An 18,324-nucleotide genomic window follows, 5' to 3' on the forward strand; every position below is an offset into this window, starting at 1 on the left:
GCGTCAGTTTGGATGAGCCGCCCGCCACACATCCAGCTGCTTCTGTACTTCTGCTCGCACCTCGTCAAGGCCCGCCTGCCTGAGCTCCTCATTAAACTTCGGAAGCTCGGTATCTACATCCACACTGCCGGTCATCAGGCTCGGAAAATATTTCTCCCATACCATTTGGATGTTCTGTATCAGCCCAGACATCATGTACAAGTCCGGCGTAAAGCCTACGGTGCTAGAGCTAACCGCTTCCTTGTTAGCCTTACGGAACTCGTCCCACTTGTCGAGCGGATCAGGGAACTCACCGCCCAGTGTCTTCAGAATGAACCAGTTCCCTTGGGTATACTGTACGCCGCTATATGTTGGGGACGCATCCGGAATCAGCTTACCATCCTTGTCCTTAGGCGCCTTCGGCACCACCTGACCATTCCGATCCAGCGTATAGTGCACGCCTTCGATGCCGAAGTTGAACAGGTTGCGCACTTCTGGATCGGTGTTGAGCAGATTGAGGAACTCGACGCTCTCGACCGGATGCTTCGAATTCGCGCTCACCGCCATAATCGCGCCGCGAACCGACTCCGTCGTTATGAGAGCCGGAGTGACTGGATAGGCGACCACCTTGTAGCCGCGGTCCTTGCTCCAGCTGCTCTCCGACAGCGGTCCGCCGCCTGCTTCTTTCCAGAAGACGTGCTCGCCCCGCTTCAGTCCTTGGCTATCGCGCAATGCCGCATCCTCATTAATGTAGCCCAGCACATAGTAGCGCCGGAGAATGTCGAGCACCTTACGGGCTTCTTCCGTTTCGAATATGTTCACGACAGGCGACTTGGGATCGAGCGACCGTAACATAAGCGGCAGATACTTGTCCGTCACATACTGATAGCCATCTATTGCGAAGAAGTTCTGGGAGTCCTTATCCAGCTCCATTGGCTGATAAGCAGGCTCCTTCTCCTTGATCATCTTGAGCAGCGGCTCCAGCGAAGCGAGCGTCTTGTACTTCGTGATATCAATGTTGTACTTCTTCACCAGCGCATCCGGGTACATCCACTGATCGCGCACCGCCAGCTCCTTGTTGGTCGGCACCCCATAGATGCCGCCGTCATCCAGCTGCACGCCCTTCCAGAAGATCGGGTCGATAGCGTCATACATGCCCTTGCCGATATTGGGCAAGTAATCGTTCAGCTTCAGCCATGCACCTCGCTGCGCGAAATTGGCGTACTCAGGTGCAAAAGCGATGTCAAACGGGGTTCCCGTCGACACCAACGTATTCAACCGGTCCTCGTACTCCTGCCAGCCCACTTTGATATACGTAATGGTCACGCCGATCTTCTTTGCCAGCACCTCGTTGATCCTGTCGTTGACCATCTTCAGATCCTTGTCAGGATCGCCGATTGTGTAGTAAATCAAATTCACCGTATCGCCGGTCTGGGCAGCCTTCCCACCGTTGCCGGATGAAGAGAAGCAGCCTGTAAGCGTCAGGATGAGCATGACAGCAAGCAAGAGATTGACCTTGAAACGTCTCATTCTCTGCAGCAGCACTAGCCCTAACCCTAGCCGATCCCGAAGCCGTTGTCGTTGTCGCATGGCGAACTATTCCTTTCTCCGCAAATCGGATGGAGACTTGTCGAAGTACGTATGGAAATGAGAGTAGAAGTAGTTCAAGTTCGGATAGCCGACGGAAAGCGCGATGCTGACGATCTTCTCATCGGTCGATTGAATTCGTTCCTTCGCGCGAAGCATCCGGTAAGCCATCAGATACTCCGAGAATTTGATCTGGGTTTCCTTCAGAAACAGCTGACCCAAATAGGTACCGTTCATCCGAAACCGCTCTGCAACCGATTTCAAGTTGATGTTCTGTGCATATTCCGCCTTGACCATCAGCAGAATGCGATTGGTCAGCTTGGACAGGCTATCATAACGCACGCCGAGCACGGGGTCCTTGTCCAAATCATCCAGCTCTGCACCCTCTATCGTTCCGTGCAAATCTTCGACGATGATTTTCTCCACGATATATTGCAGCTTCGAGCGATCTACAGGCTTGAGAAGATAATCCTTGGCGCCGCAGCGAAGCGCCTCCAGCGCATACTGAAATTCGCCATAGCCGCTCATGATAATATAGTTCGATTGAAGGCGAAGCTCGTTCAGCTTGTTAATGGCGTCATAACCGCGCTGCTTGCCAATGCATACGTCGAAGATGGCGAGATCCGGCATAAAATCTACCGCTTTCGCAATCGCTCCTTCGTACGTTTCACTCGTCTCTATACGGTCAAAGCCGTATTTGGCCCAGTCCAGCGTACGCTTCATGCCCTCCAAAATTTGCGGCTCATCATCTACAATTAGCAGCTTATACATCTCAAGCAGCCTCCTTTGGCAGGATTACGGTAATCTTGATGCCAGCTTCTTCGTTATTGCCGATATGCATGGAGAAGCCTTCCCCATAGAAGAAGTGAAGTCGGGTATACACATTTCGCAGCCCGATGCTGCCTGTTGCGGCATCGTCGCCTCTAGCCATATTGTTCCTAACCTCGACCAGACGCTCTTGTGAAATCCAGTTGCCGTTATCCACGATCTCGAGCACGAACCGGCTCTCTTCCTCCCAGCCGTTCACGACCAGCAGATTGAACTCGTTCTCCGGATTAAAGCCATGAACGAAGAAATTCTCCGCCAGCGGCTGCATCCAGAACTTCACAGTAGGCAGTGTAAGCAAAGCCTCGTCTACGTTGTATTGATAGTAGAATCGGTCCGGATATTTAAATTCCATGATCTTCAGATACTTCTGGAGCAAGTCAAGCTCGCTGCCCAGCGAAATAATATTCTCGTATTTTACAATATCGCGGTACAGTGCGCCTAATGTTGCAATCGCATCGGACGTACCTTCATCACGGCTGCCAAGTGCAAACGACCTGATTACTTCAAGCGTATTATACAAAAAATGCGGATTGATCTGGTGCTGAAGCGCCTTCATTTCGGTCTCCTGCTGCTTCAGCTTCAGCAGGTAGTTCGTACGGATGTGCTTGTCCAGCTGATGAATCATATCATCCAGCTCTCTGGCAATCATCCCGTATTCGTTTCTCCGGTAACGAGCCGGACTAATAGGTGTGAAATCCGCGGTCTTCGCGCGACCGATGGAGTTAATGATCCTCCGCAAGAAATTCGCATCCTCGCGCAGATTGTACACGATAAGCAGCAGAACGCTAATCATCGATGCCAGCACAATGAGGAATACGATGAGCAATACGCTTGCTTTCTGACGGACAAGCGCTGCCATATCTATAATACTGACGAACTTATAATCGAGTTGGGTCGATTGAAAAGTGACAAAATAGGCACGATCCAGCAACCCCGTCCTTAGGAAGCCATGGTTGCGTTCATCTGCTGCCGCCCGCCCAATTAGCTCCTCCGTCTTGTCGTTGCTGCCGGCAATCAGATACACCTCGCCCGATGGACTGACGGCACCAGCATCGCTCAGCCGGTAATTCTGCAGCGTCTTGAAGATGCGGTCACTGCTGACCAGAAAGCGAAACTCGCCTAGCTGACGAGAAATTTGGTTCGGATCCGACAGCTTCTTGCGATAGACGAAGCCTTCCCGGATGGTCTCCTCGAAGGTTCTGCTCGAATTAGGCAGATTGAATAGAAACTTCGTATTGCCGTTGCTGTCGAAGCGCACCACATTGCCCTTGAGAGCGGTATGCAGGCTGACCTGCGTAATATCTCCATGCCCGCCGTTGCTGAGGAAGGACTTCATGTCCTCGGGAAAAGAAACTAGCGGCCGGTTATAGTGGCTATCATGAAGCCTGCTTGTCAGGTAACCTTCAGCATTGTTGCCAAGGAAGTAGCGCACATCCGCGATGAGCCCGCTATTCGAATAGACTCGCTGCATGAACGCTTCGATCCGGTCGGCATCGTTCTGGAGGGTGTTCTCCGCGCGGGTGAACGCGCTGCTTGCGTCGTTGCGGGCATTCTGCACCCACTGATCCAGCAGCACCGCACAAGTAATTGCACCGAGAGCAAGACCAATGCATACGACGAATACCGCGTAGGCAATGAATTTACCGCGATAGATTTTGATTTGCAGAAATGAGCGCATGCGGCTTCTCCTTGTCTTGGTATCTTGTGCCCTCGGGCAGGTCACGATCAATCCTGCAATTAGTGTCAGAAAACCCGAACGGTCTACACCGTTCGGGTTCTGTCTACCTATCATATGCTTATTTGAAGTAGTTGTCGATTTGCTCTTGAGCCGCTTTCATGATTGTGTCCATACCAGCAGCTTTCATCTCGGAAATGATCTTCGGAACTGTTTTCTCCGGATCGGAAGCGCCTGTCAACAGCTCATAGCGGTATTTGTCCCATACTGCCTTTGTGTTGGCTACTTCCGTGCCCAGCTTGCTGATGTCGAGAGCAAAGCCAAGGTTTGTGGAAGAAATCGCTTGGTCGTTCAGCTTGCGAACTTGATCCCACTGATCAACCGGTGCGCCTTTGGTAACAGCCATGTCGAAGAATGTACCTTGCGTGTAAGCAGCCAGCGGCCAAGTATCCGTTGTACGCTCAACCACTTTCTCGCCGTCTACATTGTTGAAGTCGACGCCTGGCTCACCGAATGCAAGCATGTTGCGAAGCTTCGGATCTGTGTTAACCAGTTGCAGGTATTTCAAAGCTTCTGTCTTGTACTTCGAGTTCGCCGAGATTGCGTTCAAGGAACCTTGGATTGTGCTTGTTGTGTAGATTGGTCCGAAGATCTGGAACATATCGTACTTCGCTACGCCTTCGTTGATCTGCCAGCTTGCTTCAGCACCTGGGAATGCTTGCGCTGCGAAGAATGGACGTGCTTTGTCCGCTTCTGTCTTCGTAGGTGCATCCGGGTTGATGATGCCGTCTTGGTACCATTTGTGCAGCAGCTTCAGATCGTTCATCACTTCAGGGCTCTCCAGTGTGGATACCACTTTGCGGGAAGCGTCATCCACTTTCACGCCGATTGGAGCCAGACCAAGCGTCATATCATCATAGTTGTTGAAGAAGCCGTTAAAGCCATCGCCTTGTGTAAGGGAAAGCGGATAGAAGCTCTTGCCTTCGCCTGCTTTCATATCATGGAACGGCTTGTCGAGATCTTGCAGCGATTTGATGCTTGCTGTATCAATCTTGTACTTCTGTACGTATTTGTCGTCAAACACCCAGTACTGCGTCAAAGAAGAGTCTTTGTACGTAGGCACGGAATAGATTTTGCCGCCTACTTTCGTACCATCCCATACTTTCTGAGGGATCAGCTTGTACAGATCAGGGGAATCGCTTTGTACCATATCGGTAATGTCGGCGAAAGCGCCCATGTTGACTTGTTGGTTATACTTCCCGTTATTCGTAAACATAATGTCGAATGGTTCGCCTGTGTTCACGATTGTATTGATCTTCGTGTCCCAGTCGCCCCAGCTTGCAACCTTAATGTCTACCTTCACGCCGATTTTCTCGGCTGTGTAGTCATTCATAGCTGCGATGGCTTTATCGAAGTTCGCCGGAACTTGTCCACCGATCGTCCACCATACCAGTGTAGGGATATCGCCCGAGCCAGCTGGCTTATTCGCGTTCGAACCTGCGTTCGCTTGGTTCGACGTTTCGTTCGTTGTTGCCGTGTTATTCGAATTCGAGGAATTCGAACTCGAGCCGCAGCCCGCAAGTGCAGTAGTCAGGAGTGCTGCTGTACTGAGTACAAGCAGGTGTTTCATTGTCTTTTTCATCTGTATGAACCTCCCTATTTCGTGTGTTTATCATAAACCGGGACAATGCCCGGCTTATTTCGTTGTGATAAAGCGAGAGCAGTGGTTACCCTTTAACAGCGCCTACCGTCAGACCAGAGATAAAATATTTCTGGAAGAACGGATAAGCTGTGGCAACCGGCAGAACGATAATGATCGCCACGGCCATACGAGCGGATTCCTTCGGCATTGTCGCGACCAGAGCCGCATAACTGATGCCCATGCTCGAAGCATTCTTCGCCATTGCATCTACGTTGCTCATCAAGCTGTTGAGCAGCGCCTGCAGCGAGTACAGGTTCTGATCATTGATGTAGAGCATCGATTGGAACCAGTCGTTCCAGTACGAGAAGCACAGGAACAGGCCAATTGTTGCGATTAGCGGCAAAGATATCGGAAGAATGATGGAGAAGAAGATCCGCAGCTGGCTCGCGCCGTCAATCTCCGCGGATTCGATCAATCCATCCGGAATGGTGCTTCTGAAGAACGTTTTGCAAATAATAATGTTGAAGGATGACACCGCAAGCGGCAGAATAAGTGCCCAGATCGTATCTTTCAAGCCGAGCAGATTCGAGTTGATGTAGTAGCTGGATACCAACCCGCCGTTGAACACCATCGGGATGAAGACGATCCATGTCAGCAGTCCGTTCAACTTATAACTAGGCCGGGAAATGACATAACCCATAGAAGTTGTAAGCAGGATGCCCAGCACCGTGCCGACGACCGTAACGAATACGGATACGCCGAGGGCTCGCGAGATCATCGTGCCTTGCTGTGCGATGAAATGGTACGACTCGCCCGAAAACGCTGTCGGAATGAGGTGGTACCCGGTTTGACGGATCGAGTCCTCGCTGGAGAACGAGATCGACAGTACCACGACGACAGGCACCAAGCAGACTAGCGCTAACAGGATAAAAACTGTATGGAACAAGATATTGGTGGCATTGCTGACCCGGTTGAACTTATCGAGTCCAGATTCGTATTTCGCTTTTGTTGCCATTTCTTTAAGCTCCCCCTTACATCATCGCGCTGTCCGGATCTACCTTACGGACGACCCAGTTGGCGATCAGAATCGTTACGCATCCGAGTACGGATTGTACGAAAGCGGAAGCGGAGGCCATGCCTACCGTTGCGGTCTTGAGCTGCTTGTAGACGAGCACGTCGACCGTCGTCGTCACATTAAACAGCGAGTTGGAATCCCGCGGTACTTGGAAGAACAGCCCGAAGTCAGTGTAGAAGATGCGGCCGACCGCCAGGATGAACATCATCACGATAACCAGCTTCATGAGCGGCAGCGTGATGTATTTGGTCTGCTGCCATTTCGAAGCGCCGTCAATAACAGCCGCCTCGTAATAGGTGTTGTCGATGCCAGTAATGGTCGCCAGGTAGACTACCATGCCATAGCCGAGGCCTTTCCACAGGTTCATGAATACCAGGAAGTACGGCCAGTATTTCTCTTCCATGTACCAGTTGATCGGATCATGGCCGAGATCAGCCAGAAACTGATTGGCGATCCCTTTATCGAAGCTGAGGAACGCCCAGATTACCGCGGATACGACAACCCACGATAAGAAATAAGGCAGGAACATCATCGTTTGATACACTTTGCCGGCCTTGCGGCTGTGCAGCTGGCCGACCATTAGCGCTAAAGTGACAGGCACCAGAATGCCGAGAAGAATAAAGATAAAGTTGTAGCCCAGCGTGTTGCGGACAACGACCCAGGCATCATTCGACTTGAACAGGAACTCGAAGTTCTTGAAGCCGGACCAGTCGCTGTGAATGACGTTGCTTATGAAGCCTCCGTATATTTTGAAATCCTTGAAGGCTATAATGAGACCGAACATCGGCAAGAAACAGAACAGGATGTACCAGATCGTTGTCGGCAAAGCCAACAGCGTCAACTCGGTATCCTGAGTACGCCAGCGCGTTCGCAAGCGTTTACGCTCGCTCTTTGAATCCATGTGTGCCACTCCTTCCGTGTGTACGCGCTTACAGGTAACGCTTACAATACCTTCTAACAGTAGTAATTGTAATGAAAATAGCGCCCTCCATTCCAGACAACAAACATAAGACCTTAGTCAACAAACGTTAGATTTTGATGAAAAAAGTAAAGTTACCTTCGTTGATAAAGTGCTTCTGCGTGCTAAGCAAGGTTGTCCGCGTGATCTCTCCCGCTTCGCTTTGTTGGCGCTAACGGAACACAGATGCGTTATTCGGGCCAATTCAGCGACTCCGAAAATGTAACGGAACACAGCGGCCTTATTACCAGCAATTGAGCCAATTAAAGCGCAATATAGGGGTAATAAGTTCTCTGTGTTCCGTTAGAGCGACATATACGTGAAAAAACGGCGAATAAGCCCTGTACGATCCGTTAGGTCGGCAGCCAGGGCCAGGATTTCTTCCTGAACGCACAAAACAAGGGCACCCTAATGAAAGGTGCCCTTGCTGACATTTCCGCATATCTCTTATTTCTGCGGAGCCATATTGTTGTAGATGCGATCTGCATGAACCTTACCTGTGCTTACATCTTCCGAAGTGAAGCCAGATACGAAGTTGCCGACTTTATATTCCTTCTGCAGCAGTTCCTCGGATGGTGCAGCAGCGTTAGGGCCGTCGATGCCCAGCTTCGTGTCAGCTGTTACAGTAACCCACAGATCGCCAACCTTGAAGCTTTTGCCGTCTGCGCTTACTTCAGTGATTTCGCCGTTAATGTTGGATGCCATCTTGCCGCCTTTAGTAGGCGCGTTCGTGCCGCTGTCCGCAGCCGGCAGCATATTGTTATAGATAACGTCTGCTGTCACTTTGCCCGTGCTGACATCTTGGGATGTGAATCCCGATACGATGTTGCCGACTTTAAACTCCTTCTGCAGCAATTCCTCGGATGGCGGAGTTGCTGTCGGTTCAGTGCTGCCAAGCTTCGTTTGATCCGTTACCGTTACCCACAGATCGCCCACTTTGAAGCTCTTGCCGTCTGCGCTTACTTCGGAGATGACGCCATCAATATTGACCGCTACTTTACCATGAATTGGCGGTTTCGTTGACTGTTCCGTTGGCGGCGGTGACATCTTAGCTGGAGTCGTCGTATCATTACTATTCATCGCGAAGATACCGATAGACAGTACCGCGCATGCTGCAACACCTGATGCCCATAGAGTTAGTTTTCTTTTATTTGTTTGTGCCATAATTAATCTCTCCTTTGATGGTTGTTGTGATTGTTGTTGAAGCATCTTTCGATACGTATCTTCTTTGAAGTTTTCACTTGTCTTCACATTTGACATTGCCGATTTATAAACAGACTTCTTCATCATCCAGGCCTCCGATCTTCTCTTTTAAGAGCTGGCGTCCTCTGGCAAGCCACGTTCCGACCGTTGCGGGCTTAGCCTGCAAAATAACCGCAATCTCCTGGATCGAGTATCCTTCGTAGTAGTGCAGATGGATCGGAATTCGATATTTCTTATCCAAGGCGAGCACGGTCTGCAGAACCTCGCTCTCTTCCTTGGGGAGGTAGCTCAGGTCTTCGGGAACCGGGTTTCTGCTTCTGAACCATCCGGTTTTCAGCATATTTTTGCTTTTATTAATAGCCGTTCGGATCAGCCACGCTTTCTCATGCTCGCGGTTTTGGAAGACAGGCCGCTTCTGCAAGTAGGTGAGAAACACATCTTGCGCGACTTCTTCCGCATCCGCCGTATTCTTCAAATAGGCAAAAGCGACTTTAATCAAGCTTTGCGAATGTTCATCCAATGCCCGTCGCACGGATTCATTGAGCTCATATGAATCGTACACCCTAGCACCTCCTTTCACTTGTAATACAACTGAGTAGGCTTCTATTTTTCATTGCGGCTAATTTTTTTTGAAAATGAGGCTGTAAATGATTAAGCCCTACATCTCTCTAGACGGGTGGATCCCCTGGAATGACTGCAAATATGCAGCATGTAAATTCGTCCAAATAGACCAACAACAAAAAAGAGGCGAACTCCCTCCCTGCAGAACAGGACCGGAAATATGCCTCTTTCTCATTCGTAAGCTTACGTTTATTCAGCCACAGCGTCCTTCTTCAGCCACTGCACAAAGTCTCGCTGATTCTCCTCCGTGACGGAATGGTCGGTTGGATAAAGCTTGAAGGTCAATTGCGGCGTTAATGGTTCAAAGTATTGGGCTGTCTCATGCCCGATCCGAACCGGGAATACACCATCGAACTGTCCATGTGAAATAAACACGGATACATTCGCGACGCTCTTCAGCGGATACTCGGTCTTCACAAACTCAGGTACGTAGCCATTCAGCGCAACGATTCCCTTCAGTTGATCCCCCATCGTAAGCGCAAGCGTCATCGACAGAATCGCGCCTTGGCTGAAGCCAAGCAAGTACCGCCGAGCCGAATCAATCGGGTATTTCACCGTCGCATATTCAATAAACTGTTGCAATTGCTCGATCGCCTGGTCGAACATCTCCCGAATCGGATTGCCGAGACTGCGAAGCTCATAATATTGGAAACCTGCGCCGAGCGTCAGATTACCTCGAATGCCGATAATAATAAATTCGCTTGCAAGCGGCTCCACCAGACCGAACATATTGCGCTCATTGGACCCTTTGCCATGCAGCGTGAAGATTACCGGGTATCGTTTATTCTCATCCATGTTGGCAGGAAGATGAATGTCATATTCGTAAGCTGGACTTTGCATACGTACACCTCAATCGTTATATTAGTTATAGAGATTATTAATTATTATAGCTAATATAATGCGCACGAGTAACGCTGTCAACAACAAAACAGGACACATCCTCTAGGAGGCGTGCCCTGTCTTCCCTGTCTTCTCGATTTCCCAATATAGCATGCCATTCTCGGTTCCTGTCTGAATCATCCCAAGCTTCTCTAGTACTCGAATGGATGGATAGTTATCTGCAAGGCACTCGGCTGCGATTCGACTCACCTTGCCTGTAGAGAAGGCCCACTTCATAATGGCGTCGACCGCCTCTGTCGCGATTCCTTTGTTATGCATTTCCGGAATAATGCCATACCCTACCTCTACCTTCCCCTTAGGATCAGGCTTGCCTTTGAAACCGATATCGCCGATCACTTGCCCGCTGTCAGCCAGCGTGACATACCAGACGCCCCAGCCCAGTAAATCAGGATCTTCCTTCAGTCTGCCCAAGTAGCCCTCAATATGTTTGCCGATTCGATACGATTCCGCGACCTTCTCGCGATTATTATGGTCAAATGCGGTAATGAGGAGTCTTTCCGTTATAACCTGCAACTGTATAGCCCCCTTCTGAAAAACCAAGTTTTATTATAGCGGTTTTATCCCGTTCAGCTTCCATGATACGGTATTATAATGACACCATGTCTAGTGAAAAGGAAGTGACGGACCATGATTACAATTACTACTGAGCTTGTGCGCCGATTAATAAACGAGCAATTCCCCGAGTGGAAGTACCTGGAGATACGGCCCGTTGACAAGAGCGGTCACGATAATCGTACGTATCACTTGGGCAGCGAGATGACCGTTCGGTTGCCGAGCCATGAGCGATACGCTTCAGCCGTAGAGAAGGAGCTCACTTGGCTGCCTCCGTTCCAATCTAAACTTTCTTTGCCTATTCCGTCACCGATTGCCAAGGGGGAGCCGACGGAAGAATACCCGCTTCCGTGGTCAGTCAACCATTGGATTGCGGGTGAGACAGTTACAGACTCAAATATACGGGATATGAACGAGTTCGCTCAAGATCTGGCGAATTTCCTAAAAGAGCTTGAGGCGATTGATGCAACAGGCGGCGTACCTGCAGGCGTGCAGAACTTCCATCGCGGCGGCGATCTTGCCGTCTATGATGCGGATACAAGGTCCGTCATTGAGCAGGTTTCTGGCTCGGGCGTTTACAGGGCAAGCCTATTAACGGAAATTTGGGAGCGTGCTCTCGCAACCAAGCACGAATCATCTCCGCTCTGGCTTCATGGCGATGTCGCTGTCGGCAACTTGCTCGTTCGGGATGGAAGACTTTCCGGGGTCATTGATTTTGGCACGATGGGTGTGGGCGATCCTTCAAGCGATTTGGTGATGGCGTGGAATTTTTTTGACGCGGCTAGCCGCAGATTCTTTCTCGGCAGCATGAACCTAGGCGATGATACGGTCGACCGTGCACGCGGGTGGGCGCTCTGGAAGGCGCTGATCACCTACCATGGGAACGACAAACAATCGGAAGCAGCCCATTGGTCAACCCGCGCGATTGACCGTATTATCGAAGAATATACGGCTCGCTAGGAGAGAGGCTATTAAGAAGCTGCCCATTTCCGCAGCTTGGCAGAGCTGAGAGTGCAGAATTCGCACTCTCAGCATATAATTCGGCCGTTTGCTCCTCTGAGAGTTCAGTTTCTGTACTCTCAGGCTGCCGATCCTTTCTCAGGCAGCCTGTAAGGCTCACTAAGCATTCACCTGTATCGCTTAGCTTTTATTCAAAAGGCGGGATGGCTTCTTCATACGATTCCCCAGGCTTCCCGCTCGTGTAATCGATTATCCGCTCTTTCATGTTCACTTCGTAGTACTGCACGCCGGCATCCGCCATATCTCGAATGAAATCGGTGAACGGCGTCCGGTGCTGCTGATGGTGCAGAAGTCCGCGTCTGACCGCATCTCCTTGGAACTGTTCAGCCACCTCTAGGCTTGCAGCTGCCGCGCCATTCGGTTCCTCGTACTGATTGTCTTCACCCATGAACACGGTCTGGTTGTTCGCGATACTTGTCCGGTAGGAGACGACTCCCGCAGCGAGCAGCTCCTGGAACGTTCTTGGATAAGGCCATTTCTCAAGCTTCGACACCTTGCTGATTCGTTTCACTTCTTCAATATTCATCCACGATCTCTCCCCTCATTGTTAGGGTTAGTATAACCGTGATTGGATGCGGTTAATTGTACAAATGCGACATCTGCCCCGGCGTTACCCCAGTCCGTTTGCGAAACTCCCTAATCATATGGGATTGATCATAGTAATCCGCATCTATCGCCAGCTGCTCAAGCACGCTTGGGATGACAACATCTGCGGTATGCAAGAGACCGTTAACCCGTTCGAGCATATGCGTTCTGCCGCCTGAGATAAAAGCTTGTATGAACCGCTGCCCGTCCAGCGTTCGAACGGTTGCGCCGGTCTTCTCCATCCGCTCGCGGAAAGCTTCGACACAGAAGTACACGACCTCTTCCCCGCGCGAGATCAGCTCCTGCACGACGCCAATCGTTGGATTGATATGCCCCTCTGAGCCAGCATTGATAAATAGGACACGTGCCATGTTCGCCACTCCTTAAGCACAATTGAATTGGCATTGCTTTCACCATTCTATCATACAGACAACACGAAAAAACCGAACCGCTCTATGGCGATTCGGCTTCCCTGTTCTCGTCTATTCGAATGAACCAGCGTCTCTACTCCCAGCCTATCGCATTTCCTTCGACCTAACGAGCAAGTAGAGAAAATACGGCGCTCCAAGGACAGCCACAACAATCCCTGTCGGAATCTCCACCGGCTGCAAAACCCACCTTGCCAGCATATCTGCTGCAATAACGAGCAGCGCTCCCACAAGCGCAGATACAGGCAGAGCCGCTTGATGGCGCGAGCCCACGAGGCGGCGTGCCAGATGCGGCGCGATCAAGCCGACGAAACCGATGCTGCCGCTAACCGCGACGCATGAACCGGCCAGCCCGACTGCAGCCGCGAGCAGGATCAGCTGCTCTCTCGATACGCGCGCGCCAAGCCCCTTCGCCATCGAGTCGCCGAGATTAAGAACGTTCAGCGTTTGCGATTTATACACGACGTACGGCGCCAGAACGACGATAAACGGCAGCACCGCGCCAACGAATGACCAGTCCTTGCCCCAGATTGATCCCGCCATCCAAGTCGCGACAAACTGGTACTTCTCCGGCGTAATCCGCAGCGTCAGCACAAGCGTCGCAGACGAGATGCCCGCCGCTACCGCGATGCCAGTCAGAAGCAAACGGTTCGGCGACACCCCCGAGTGACGGCGATAAGATAGCGTAAAGACAAGCAGTGCCGTCAGGCCCGCGCCAGCCCATGCGAGCAATGGCAGTAGGAAGACGGGAGCACCGGCTGTCGAAGGGTACAGCGCAACATAAGCCAGAACCGCAAGGCCCGCCCCGGAGTTGATGCCGAGGATGCCTGGATCGGCAAGCGCATTGCGGGATATCCCCTGTATGACCGCGCCGGATAAGGCAAGTCCCGCCCCTATGAGGATGGAAAGCACGATACGAGGCAGACGGAAATCAAACAGAATGAGATGCTGCTGATCCGTTCCTCCTCCGAACAACGTGCTAAAGACATCGAGCGGAGCCAATCGGATGAATCCGGTATTCATACTAAACAGGAAAACAATAAGGATTAACGCCACAAGCGTCATACAGACGAAAAAGCTCTTTTTGCGTCTGCGTTCTTGCTCAGGTGATAGTTGCAAAGTAGTCATCGCTTACAGCTCCCTTCTTTCTTTTTGCGCAAGATACAAGAAGAAGGGAACGCCGATTAGTGCAATCAAGGCGCCGATTGGCGTCTCATACGGGGGATTAACCATCCGCGCCGCAAGATCGGCGAAGACGACGAGCAGTGCGCCAAGCAGCGCCGAGCACGGAATAATCCAGCGGTAATCGACGCCGACCAGCTTGCGCGTTACATGCGGAACAAGAAGGCCGACGAAGCCGACGGCTCCGACTGAGGAGACTGCCGCTCCGGCGAGAATAATAATGACGATCGTTGCCACAAATTTAATAAGACCGGTGCGAAGTCCGAGTCCCCTTGCGACATCTTCTCCAAGGCTGAGCATCGTAATGGACCTCGATAGCACAAAGGCCACCAGCAGGGCAGCAAGTGTCCACGGAAACATAATCTTAAGCTGCTCCCAGCGAAGACCCGCAACGCCGCCCGCGTACCAGAACGCGAGATCTTGCCCGATCCGGTAATAGAGCGCGATCCCTTCGCTGAGCGCCGTCAGCATGGCCGACAGCGTCGCGCCGGCAAGCACGAGCCGAACAGGCGTCAGCCCGCCACGCGCCGCCGCTCCGATGACGAACACAAGCACCGAGCCAAGCGCCGCTCCGACAAACGAGTACAGAATCAAATACATATAAGGCAGCCCCGGGAAGAACGCGAAACATATCGCGAGCGCAAACCCCGCACCAGAATTCAATCCGAGCAGCCCTGAATCGGCCAGCGGATTACGCGTCATCCCCTGCATCATTGCGCCTGCGACTGCGAAGCATGCCCCTACCAGCGCGCCGCCTAGGACGCGCGGCAGCCGAATATCCAGGATGATCTGGTGCTGCGTCAGGCTATCCTTATATTGAAATATAGCCTCCCATACGGTAGCGAACTTAATGTCCGCTGCCCCGAAGGAGACAGAAATGCCGACAGAAACAAGTAGTAGTACAATACCGCCTAGAAGAATAAGCGCGCCTGTCCAAGGCTTTGAGTAAATGCGTCCGAGCGCATCCTCTGCCTGTGACTCTGCCGAATCGGCGCTTGTTACAGCCTTGCTGTACGATAACATAATATTTTCCCCAGTCTCTACGAATGTTAGCCTATCCGCTCTTCAACCTCTATCGATTTCGATTGTAGGTACAGTTCGTTCAGGCGTCAATGATCGAAGCAACATTTATAGCGATAATGCGGTCCATCGCCAAAAGATAGCACGATCGGTTATTCCAAATTTCATATATCCCTATTATACTTTGGGGAGAATGATAATCAATATCAATGATAGGGGTTAAAGAGATGAATTTACTCAAACGTATATCCTGTTTCACGTTAATCATCACGCTTATCGCCGTTCTGGCCGCTTGCGGCAACTCGGCTTCGAACGACAGTGCCAACGATTTCCGGACGCTGACCGATGCTATGGGCCACGAAGTGAAGGTGCCTACCCATCCGAAGCGCATCATTGCTCCATTCCTAGAAGATCCGCTGTCCGCTCTTGGCGTCAAGCCAGTCGCTCAGTGGGGTGCTGGGTGCGTTCCGCAGCATTACTTGCAGGACCAGTTGAAGGATGTTCCGGTGCTAGACATGAACGGCGGCCTGAAGGCGGAAGAGGCGCTGTCCTATAAGCCTGACCTGATTGTGTTCCTCGCTCCTACTTATATTCCGGATGGAAACTATGATCAATTCGCGAAGATCGCGCCGACCTTCGTGCTATCCAAAGACGAGGCCGACTGGAAGGGCAATCTGGAGAAGCTCGGCAAGCTGCTCAATGAAGATGATGCAGCGAAGAAAGCCACTGAGGACTACGACAAGAGCCTTGCCGATGCAAAAGAACAGCTTGGCACGCTTCCTTCGGAGAAGACAGCCGTTGTCCTGCAAGCGGACGAAGAGAAAGGCTTCGCGCTGTTCGGTCCAACCTTCTACGGTGGAGCGACGATCTACGGGGCGCTTGGATTTAAGCAGCCGCCTGTGGTTAAAGGCGAATACGACCAGTTCTCGATCGAAGCGCTCGCACAATTGCAAGACGTCGATTACATCTTCCTCATCTCCGGTGAAGGCAGAGGCAAGCCGCCTGTCAACAACCCGCTCTGGAAAGGACTGTCGGCAGTCAAGGCGGGCCACGTCTACGAGGCGGATTCCGGTCACTGGTTCAACGCCAATCCGATCGCGAACAAGCTGATCATTGCTGACGTCTTGAAGGACGTCCATGAATAATAGGTTCAATCTCGACCCACGGCCGCAGGCCGCGGGTCTTCTGCGTTATCGGCTGCTGGACGTTCAGACGCTTCGCTCGATGCCGCAGACCATGTCGAGGGAGCGGCACTTCCTCGAGCCCCGCGCAGCGCATCGGCTACTCCTCTCCGCCCTGCACGGAGAGCTCGTCATTGATGGGCGGCTGTGCGTGCTGCGCCCCGGATCGTTGTTCGTCTGCGGCCCGGATCAGCTCATCGAGCTGACGAACTTCTCCGGCGACTACTTCGAGGCGCTGTTGCTCGACTTTGAAGTATCCGAGTCGGGAACTGCTGCTGGCGCAGGTGTTGGTGCCCTGCTTCTGCCCGAGTCTGAGCCTATCTCGGCTTCGGAGCCCATGCCCGACGCGGCAGCGCCCTTGTTCCCTTATCTCGGCGAAGCCTACATTCCGTCAACGGCCGTCACCGCCCATCTGTACGATACGGTGCGCTCGAATTGGTTCCGCCCGGGCGGCGTGTCCGCCCATCTGCGCTGCGAGGCTGCACTGCTTGAGCTGCTCAGCCTTGTGTTCGCGCAGCAGGAACAGCAGGCCGAGTTCGCGCTGGAGAGCGCCCGCCTCGAGCTCGAGCGCCGGTACAAGGATGAGGTGTCGGTCGATTCGCTCGCCCGAATCGCAGGGCTCAGCCGGTACCATTTTATGCGTATGTTCAAGGATCGCTATGGCAAGAGCGTGACCGAATACCGGACCGAGCTGCGCCTGACCGAAGCCAAACGGCTCATGATGGCGGAGAAGCCCGATTCCATCGACCGAATCGTCTATGAAGTCGGCTTCAAGAACGAGACCTACTTCGGCCAGCTGTTCAAGAAAGAGACTGGCGTCGCCCCCGCCGTCTATCAGCGCAATCAGCAGCGCAGAGTCGCCGCATACAGCTGGATCAACTTCGGCCAGATCCTCGCGCTGCAGACGATCCCATACGCTGCTCCCATGGATCAATATTGGACGGACGAGTACAGAAGCAAGTTCACGTACGAAGTCAAAGTGCCGCTCAGCCATCGGTATGATTATAACTACGCCGCGTTAGAGCGCGCGAAGCCCGACTTCATCGTCGGCATGGCGGAGCTCATTCCGGCGGAAGAGCAGCTGAAGCTCGCTTCGATTGCGCCAGTTCTATTCCTAAGCTCGGAGGACGACTGGCGGCAGCATTTGAAGCAGACAGCCGCCTTCCTAGGTGAGCCGCAAGAAGCCGGCAAGTGGCTGACCCGTTACGACCGCAAGGCAGAGAAGCTGCGGCAGCAATTGCAGCCCCTCTACGGCGGCGATGCTCTGCTCGTGCTGCTCATCAGCCGCGATGGGCTGCAAGTGTGCGGGCGTCGGACCTGCACCGTCCTGTACGAGGATCTCGGCTTTCCCATCCCCGAAGGCATCGCTGAGCTCGAGTGGCTGGACCCGATCGAGCCGCATGAGCTAGCGGGGTTAGGCGCTGCGCGGATTATGGTCCATGTGGACGATAACGAGCTCGCGCACGCCCGGTGGATGAGCCTCGCGCGCTCGGAACACTGGATTAAACTAGCTTGCGTTCAAGCATCGAGCAAGCAGAGCAAGGTCCACCTCTCCATCGGCGGCTCTTACTTTCGATCGCCGTGGAACGATTACAGCGCCTATGCAATTGACGCTCTGCTGGATGATATTCCAGGCATGTTCGCGCTTGATGCTTCAGCGTCTTCGTAAGCTTCACAGAGTGCTACCGGGGCTGGAGCAAGCCGATCGGCGATTGGGATTAGATTAGATTAGAAAACACAACAATTAAAGGGCACCCCTGCGGAGTGCCCTTTGTAACGGTTGCCATAGCGCTTATTTGCGTAAAAACAGCCTGCTCTAACATTTAGCGGTTGTCAGAGCGCTTAATGGGCTTAAATCGCTTGATTTCGATGCCAATATCGCCAAATA

At 52.3% G+C, this 18,324-nt stretch carries 16 protein-coding genes and 1 pseudogene; 3 read left to right on the top strand and 14 right to left on the bottom strand.

Going from position 1 to position 18,324, the window contains the following annotated elements:
* Nucleotides 1–3: 3 nt before the first annotated feature.
* From AC0YNX_RS20295 to AC0YNX_RS20340, 10 genes are all read right to left on the bottom strand, one after another.
* A complete protein-coding gene (locus AC0YNX_RS20295; protein WP_475817518.1) occupies nucleotides 4–1,569 on the bottom strand; it encodes an ABC transporter substrate-binding protein in 1,566 nt (521 codons plus the stop codon).
* A gap of 6 nt (nucleotides 1,570–1,575) precedes the next feature.
* The gene (locus AC0YNX_RS20300) at nucleotides 1,576–2,337 is read right to left on the bottom strand and encodes a response regulator transcription factor (RefSeq protein ID WP_475817519.1); all 762 of its coding nucleotides are present in this window, start codon (nucleotides 2,335–2,337) and stop codon (nucleotides 1,576–1,578) included.
* Nucleotide 2,338: 1 nt separating this feature from the next.
* Nucleotides 2,339–4,186 (bottom strand): sensor histidine kinase, encoded by a 1,848-nt coding sequence (locus AC0YNX_RS20305; RefSeq protein ID WP_475817520.1) that lies wholly within the window; start codon nucleotides 4,184–4,186, stop codon nucleotides 2,339–2,341.
* A gap of 4 nt (nucleotides 4,187–4,190) precedes the next feature.
* Nucleotides 4,191–5,711 carry an ABC transporter substrate-binding protein gene (locus AC0YNX_RS20310; RefSeq protein WP_475817521.1) on the bottom strand — a complete coding sequence of 507 codons (1,521 nt, stop codon included), beginning with the start codon at nucleotides 5,709–5,711 and terminating at the stop codon, nucleotides 4,191–4,193.
* Nucleotides 5,712–5,796: 85 nt separating this feature from the next.
* Nucleotides 5,797–6,726 carry a carbohydrate ABC transporter permease gene (locus tag AC0YNX_RS20315; protein WP_475817522.1) on the bottom strand — a complete coding sequence of 310 codons (930 nt, stop codon included), beginning with the start codon at nucleotides 6,724–6,726 and terminating at the stop codon, nucleotides 5,797–5,799.
* A gap of 16 nt (nucleotides 6,727–6,742) precedes the next feature.
* Entirely contained in the window at nucleotides 6,743–7,687 is a 945-nt protein-coding gene (locus AC0YNX_RS20320; protein ID WP_475817523.1) for an ABC transporter permease, read from the bottom strand.
* Nucleotides 7,688–8,191: 504 nt separating this feature from the next.
* Nucleotides 8,192–8,908: a DUF5666 domain-containing protein gene (locus AC0YNX_RS20325; protein ID WP_475817524.1), complete on the bottom strand. Its 717-nt coding sequence runs from the start codon at nucleotides 8,906–8,908 to the stop codon at nucleotides 8,192–8,194.
* A gap of 103 nt (nucleotides 8,909–9,011) precedes the next feature.
* A complete protein-coding gene (locus AC0YNX_RS20330; RefSeq protein WP_475817525.1) occupies nucleotides 9,012–9,509 on the bottom strand; it encodes an RNA polymerase sigma factor in 498 nt (165 codons plus the stop codon).
* Nucleotides 9,510–9,757: 248 nt separating this feature from the next.
* Nucleotides 9,758–10,408 carry an alpha/beta hydrolase gene (locus AC0YNX_RS20335; RefSeq protein WP_475817526.1) on the bottom strand — a complete coding sequence of 217 codons (651 nt, stop codon included), beginning with the start codon at nucleotides 10,406–10,408 and terminating at the stop codon, nucleotides 9,758–9,760.
* Between the two features lie 102 nt (nucleotides 10,409–10,510).
* Nucleotides 10,511–10,981, bottom strand: a complete 471-nt coding sequence (locus AC0YNX_RS20340) for a GNAT family N-acetyltransferase (RefSeq protein WP_475817527.1) — start codon at nucleotides 10,979–10,981, stop codon at nucleotides 10,511–10,513.
* A 114-nt stretch (nucleotides 10,982–11,095) separates the two neighbouring features.
* On the opposite strand from AC0YNX_RS20340, the gene AC0YNX_RS20345 reads away from it, so the two are divergent.
* Entirely contained in the window at nucleotides 11,096–11,980 is an 885-nt protein-coding gene (locus tag AC0YNX_RS20345; RefSeq protein ID WP_475817528.1) for an aminoglycoside phosphotransferase family protein, read from the top strand.
* 187 nt (nucleotides 11,981–12,167) lie between these two features.
* Here AC0YNX_RS20345 and AC0YNX_RS20350 read toward each other — a convergent pair whose 3' ends face one another.
* The 4 genes and pseudogenes from AC0YNX_RS20350 to AC0YNX_RS20365 form a co-directional block, all read right to left on the bottom strand.
* On the bottom strand, nucleotides 12,168–12,566 hold the full coding sequence (locus tag AC0YNX_RS20350; protein WP_475817529.1) for a DUF1398 family protein: 399 nt from the start codon (nucleotides 12,564–12,566) through the stop codon (nucleotides 12,168–12,170).
* 127 nt (nucleotides 12,567–12,693) lie between these two features.
* Nucleotides 12,694–12,996: pseudogene (locus AC0YNX_RS20355) on the bottom strand (glycosyltransferase); the annotation flags it as partial.
* A gap of 144 nt (nucleotides 12,997–13,140) precedes the next feature.
* Nucleotides 13,141–14,118, bottom strand: coding sequence for a FecCD family ABC transporter permease (locus tag AC0YNX_RS20360; protein ID WP_475817640.1), 978 nt, complete (start codon nucleotides 14,116–14,118; stop codon nucleotides 13,141–13,143).
* Between the two features lie 66 nt (nucleotides 14,119–14,184).
* Nucleotides 14,185–15,258, bottom strand: a complete 1,074-nt coding sequence (locus AC0YNX_RS20365; RefSeq protein WP_475817530.1) for a FecCD family ABC transporter permease — start codon at nucleotides 15,256–15,258, stop codon at nucleotides 14,185–14,187.
* A gap of 224 nt (nucleotides 15,259–15,482) precedes the next feature.
* Between AC0YNX_RS20365 and AC0YNX_RS20370 the strand changes: the two genes are divergently transcribed.
* A complete protein-coding gene (locus tag AC0YNX_RS20370; RefSeq protein WP_475817531.1) occupies nucleotides 15,483–16,400 on the top strand; it encodes an ABC transporter substrate-binding protein in 918 nt (305 codons plus the stop codon).
* Complete coding sequence (locus tag AC0YNX_RS20375) at nucleotides 16,393–18,105, top strand: AraC family transcriptional regulator (RefSeq protein WP_475817532.1); 1,713 nt, start codon at nucleotides 16,393–16,395, stop codon at nucleotides 18,103–18,105. The genes AC0YNX_RS20370 and AC0YNX_RS20375 overlap by 8 nt, the downstream gene beginning before the upstream one ends.
* Nucleotides 18,106–18,324: the final 219 nt, after the last annotated feature.

The sequence above is a fragment of the Paenibacillus sp. J31R98 genome (assembly GCF_056269245.1).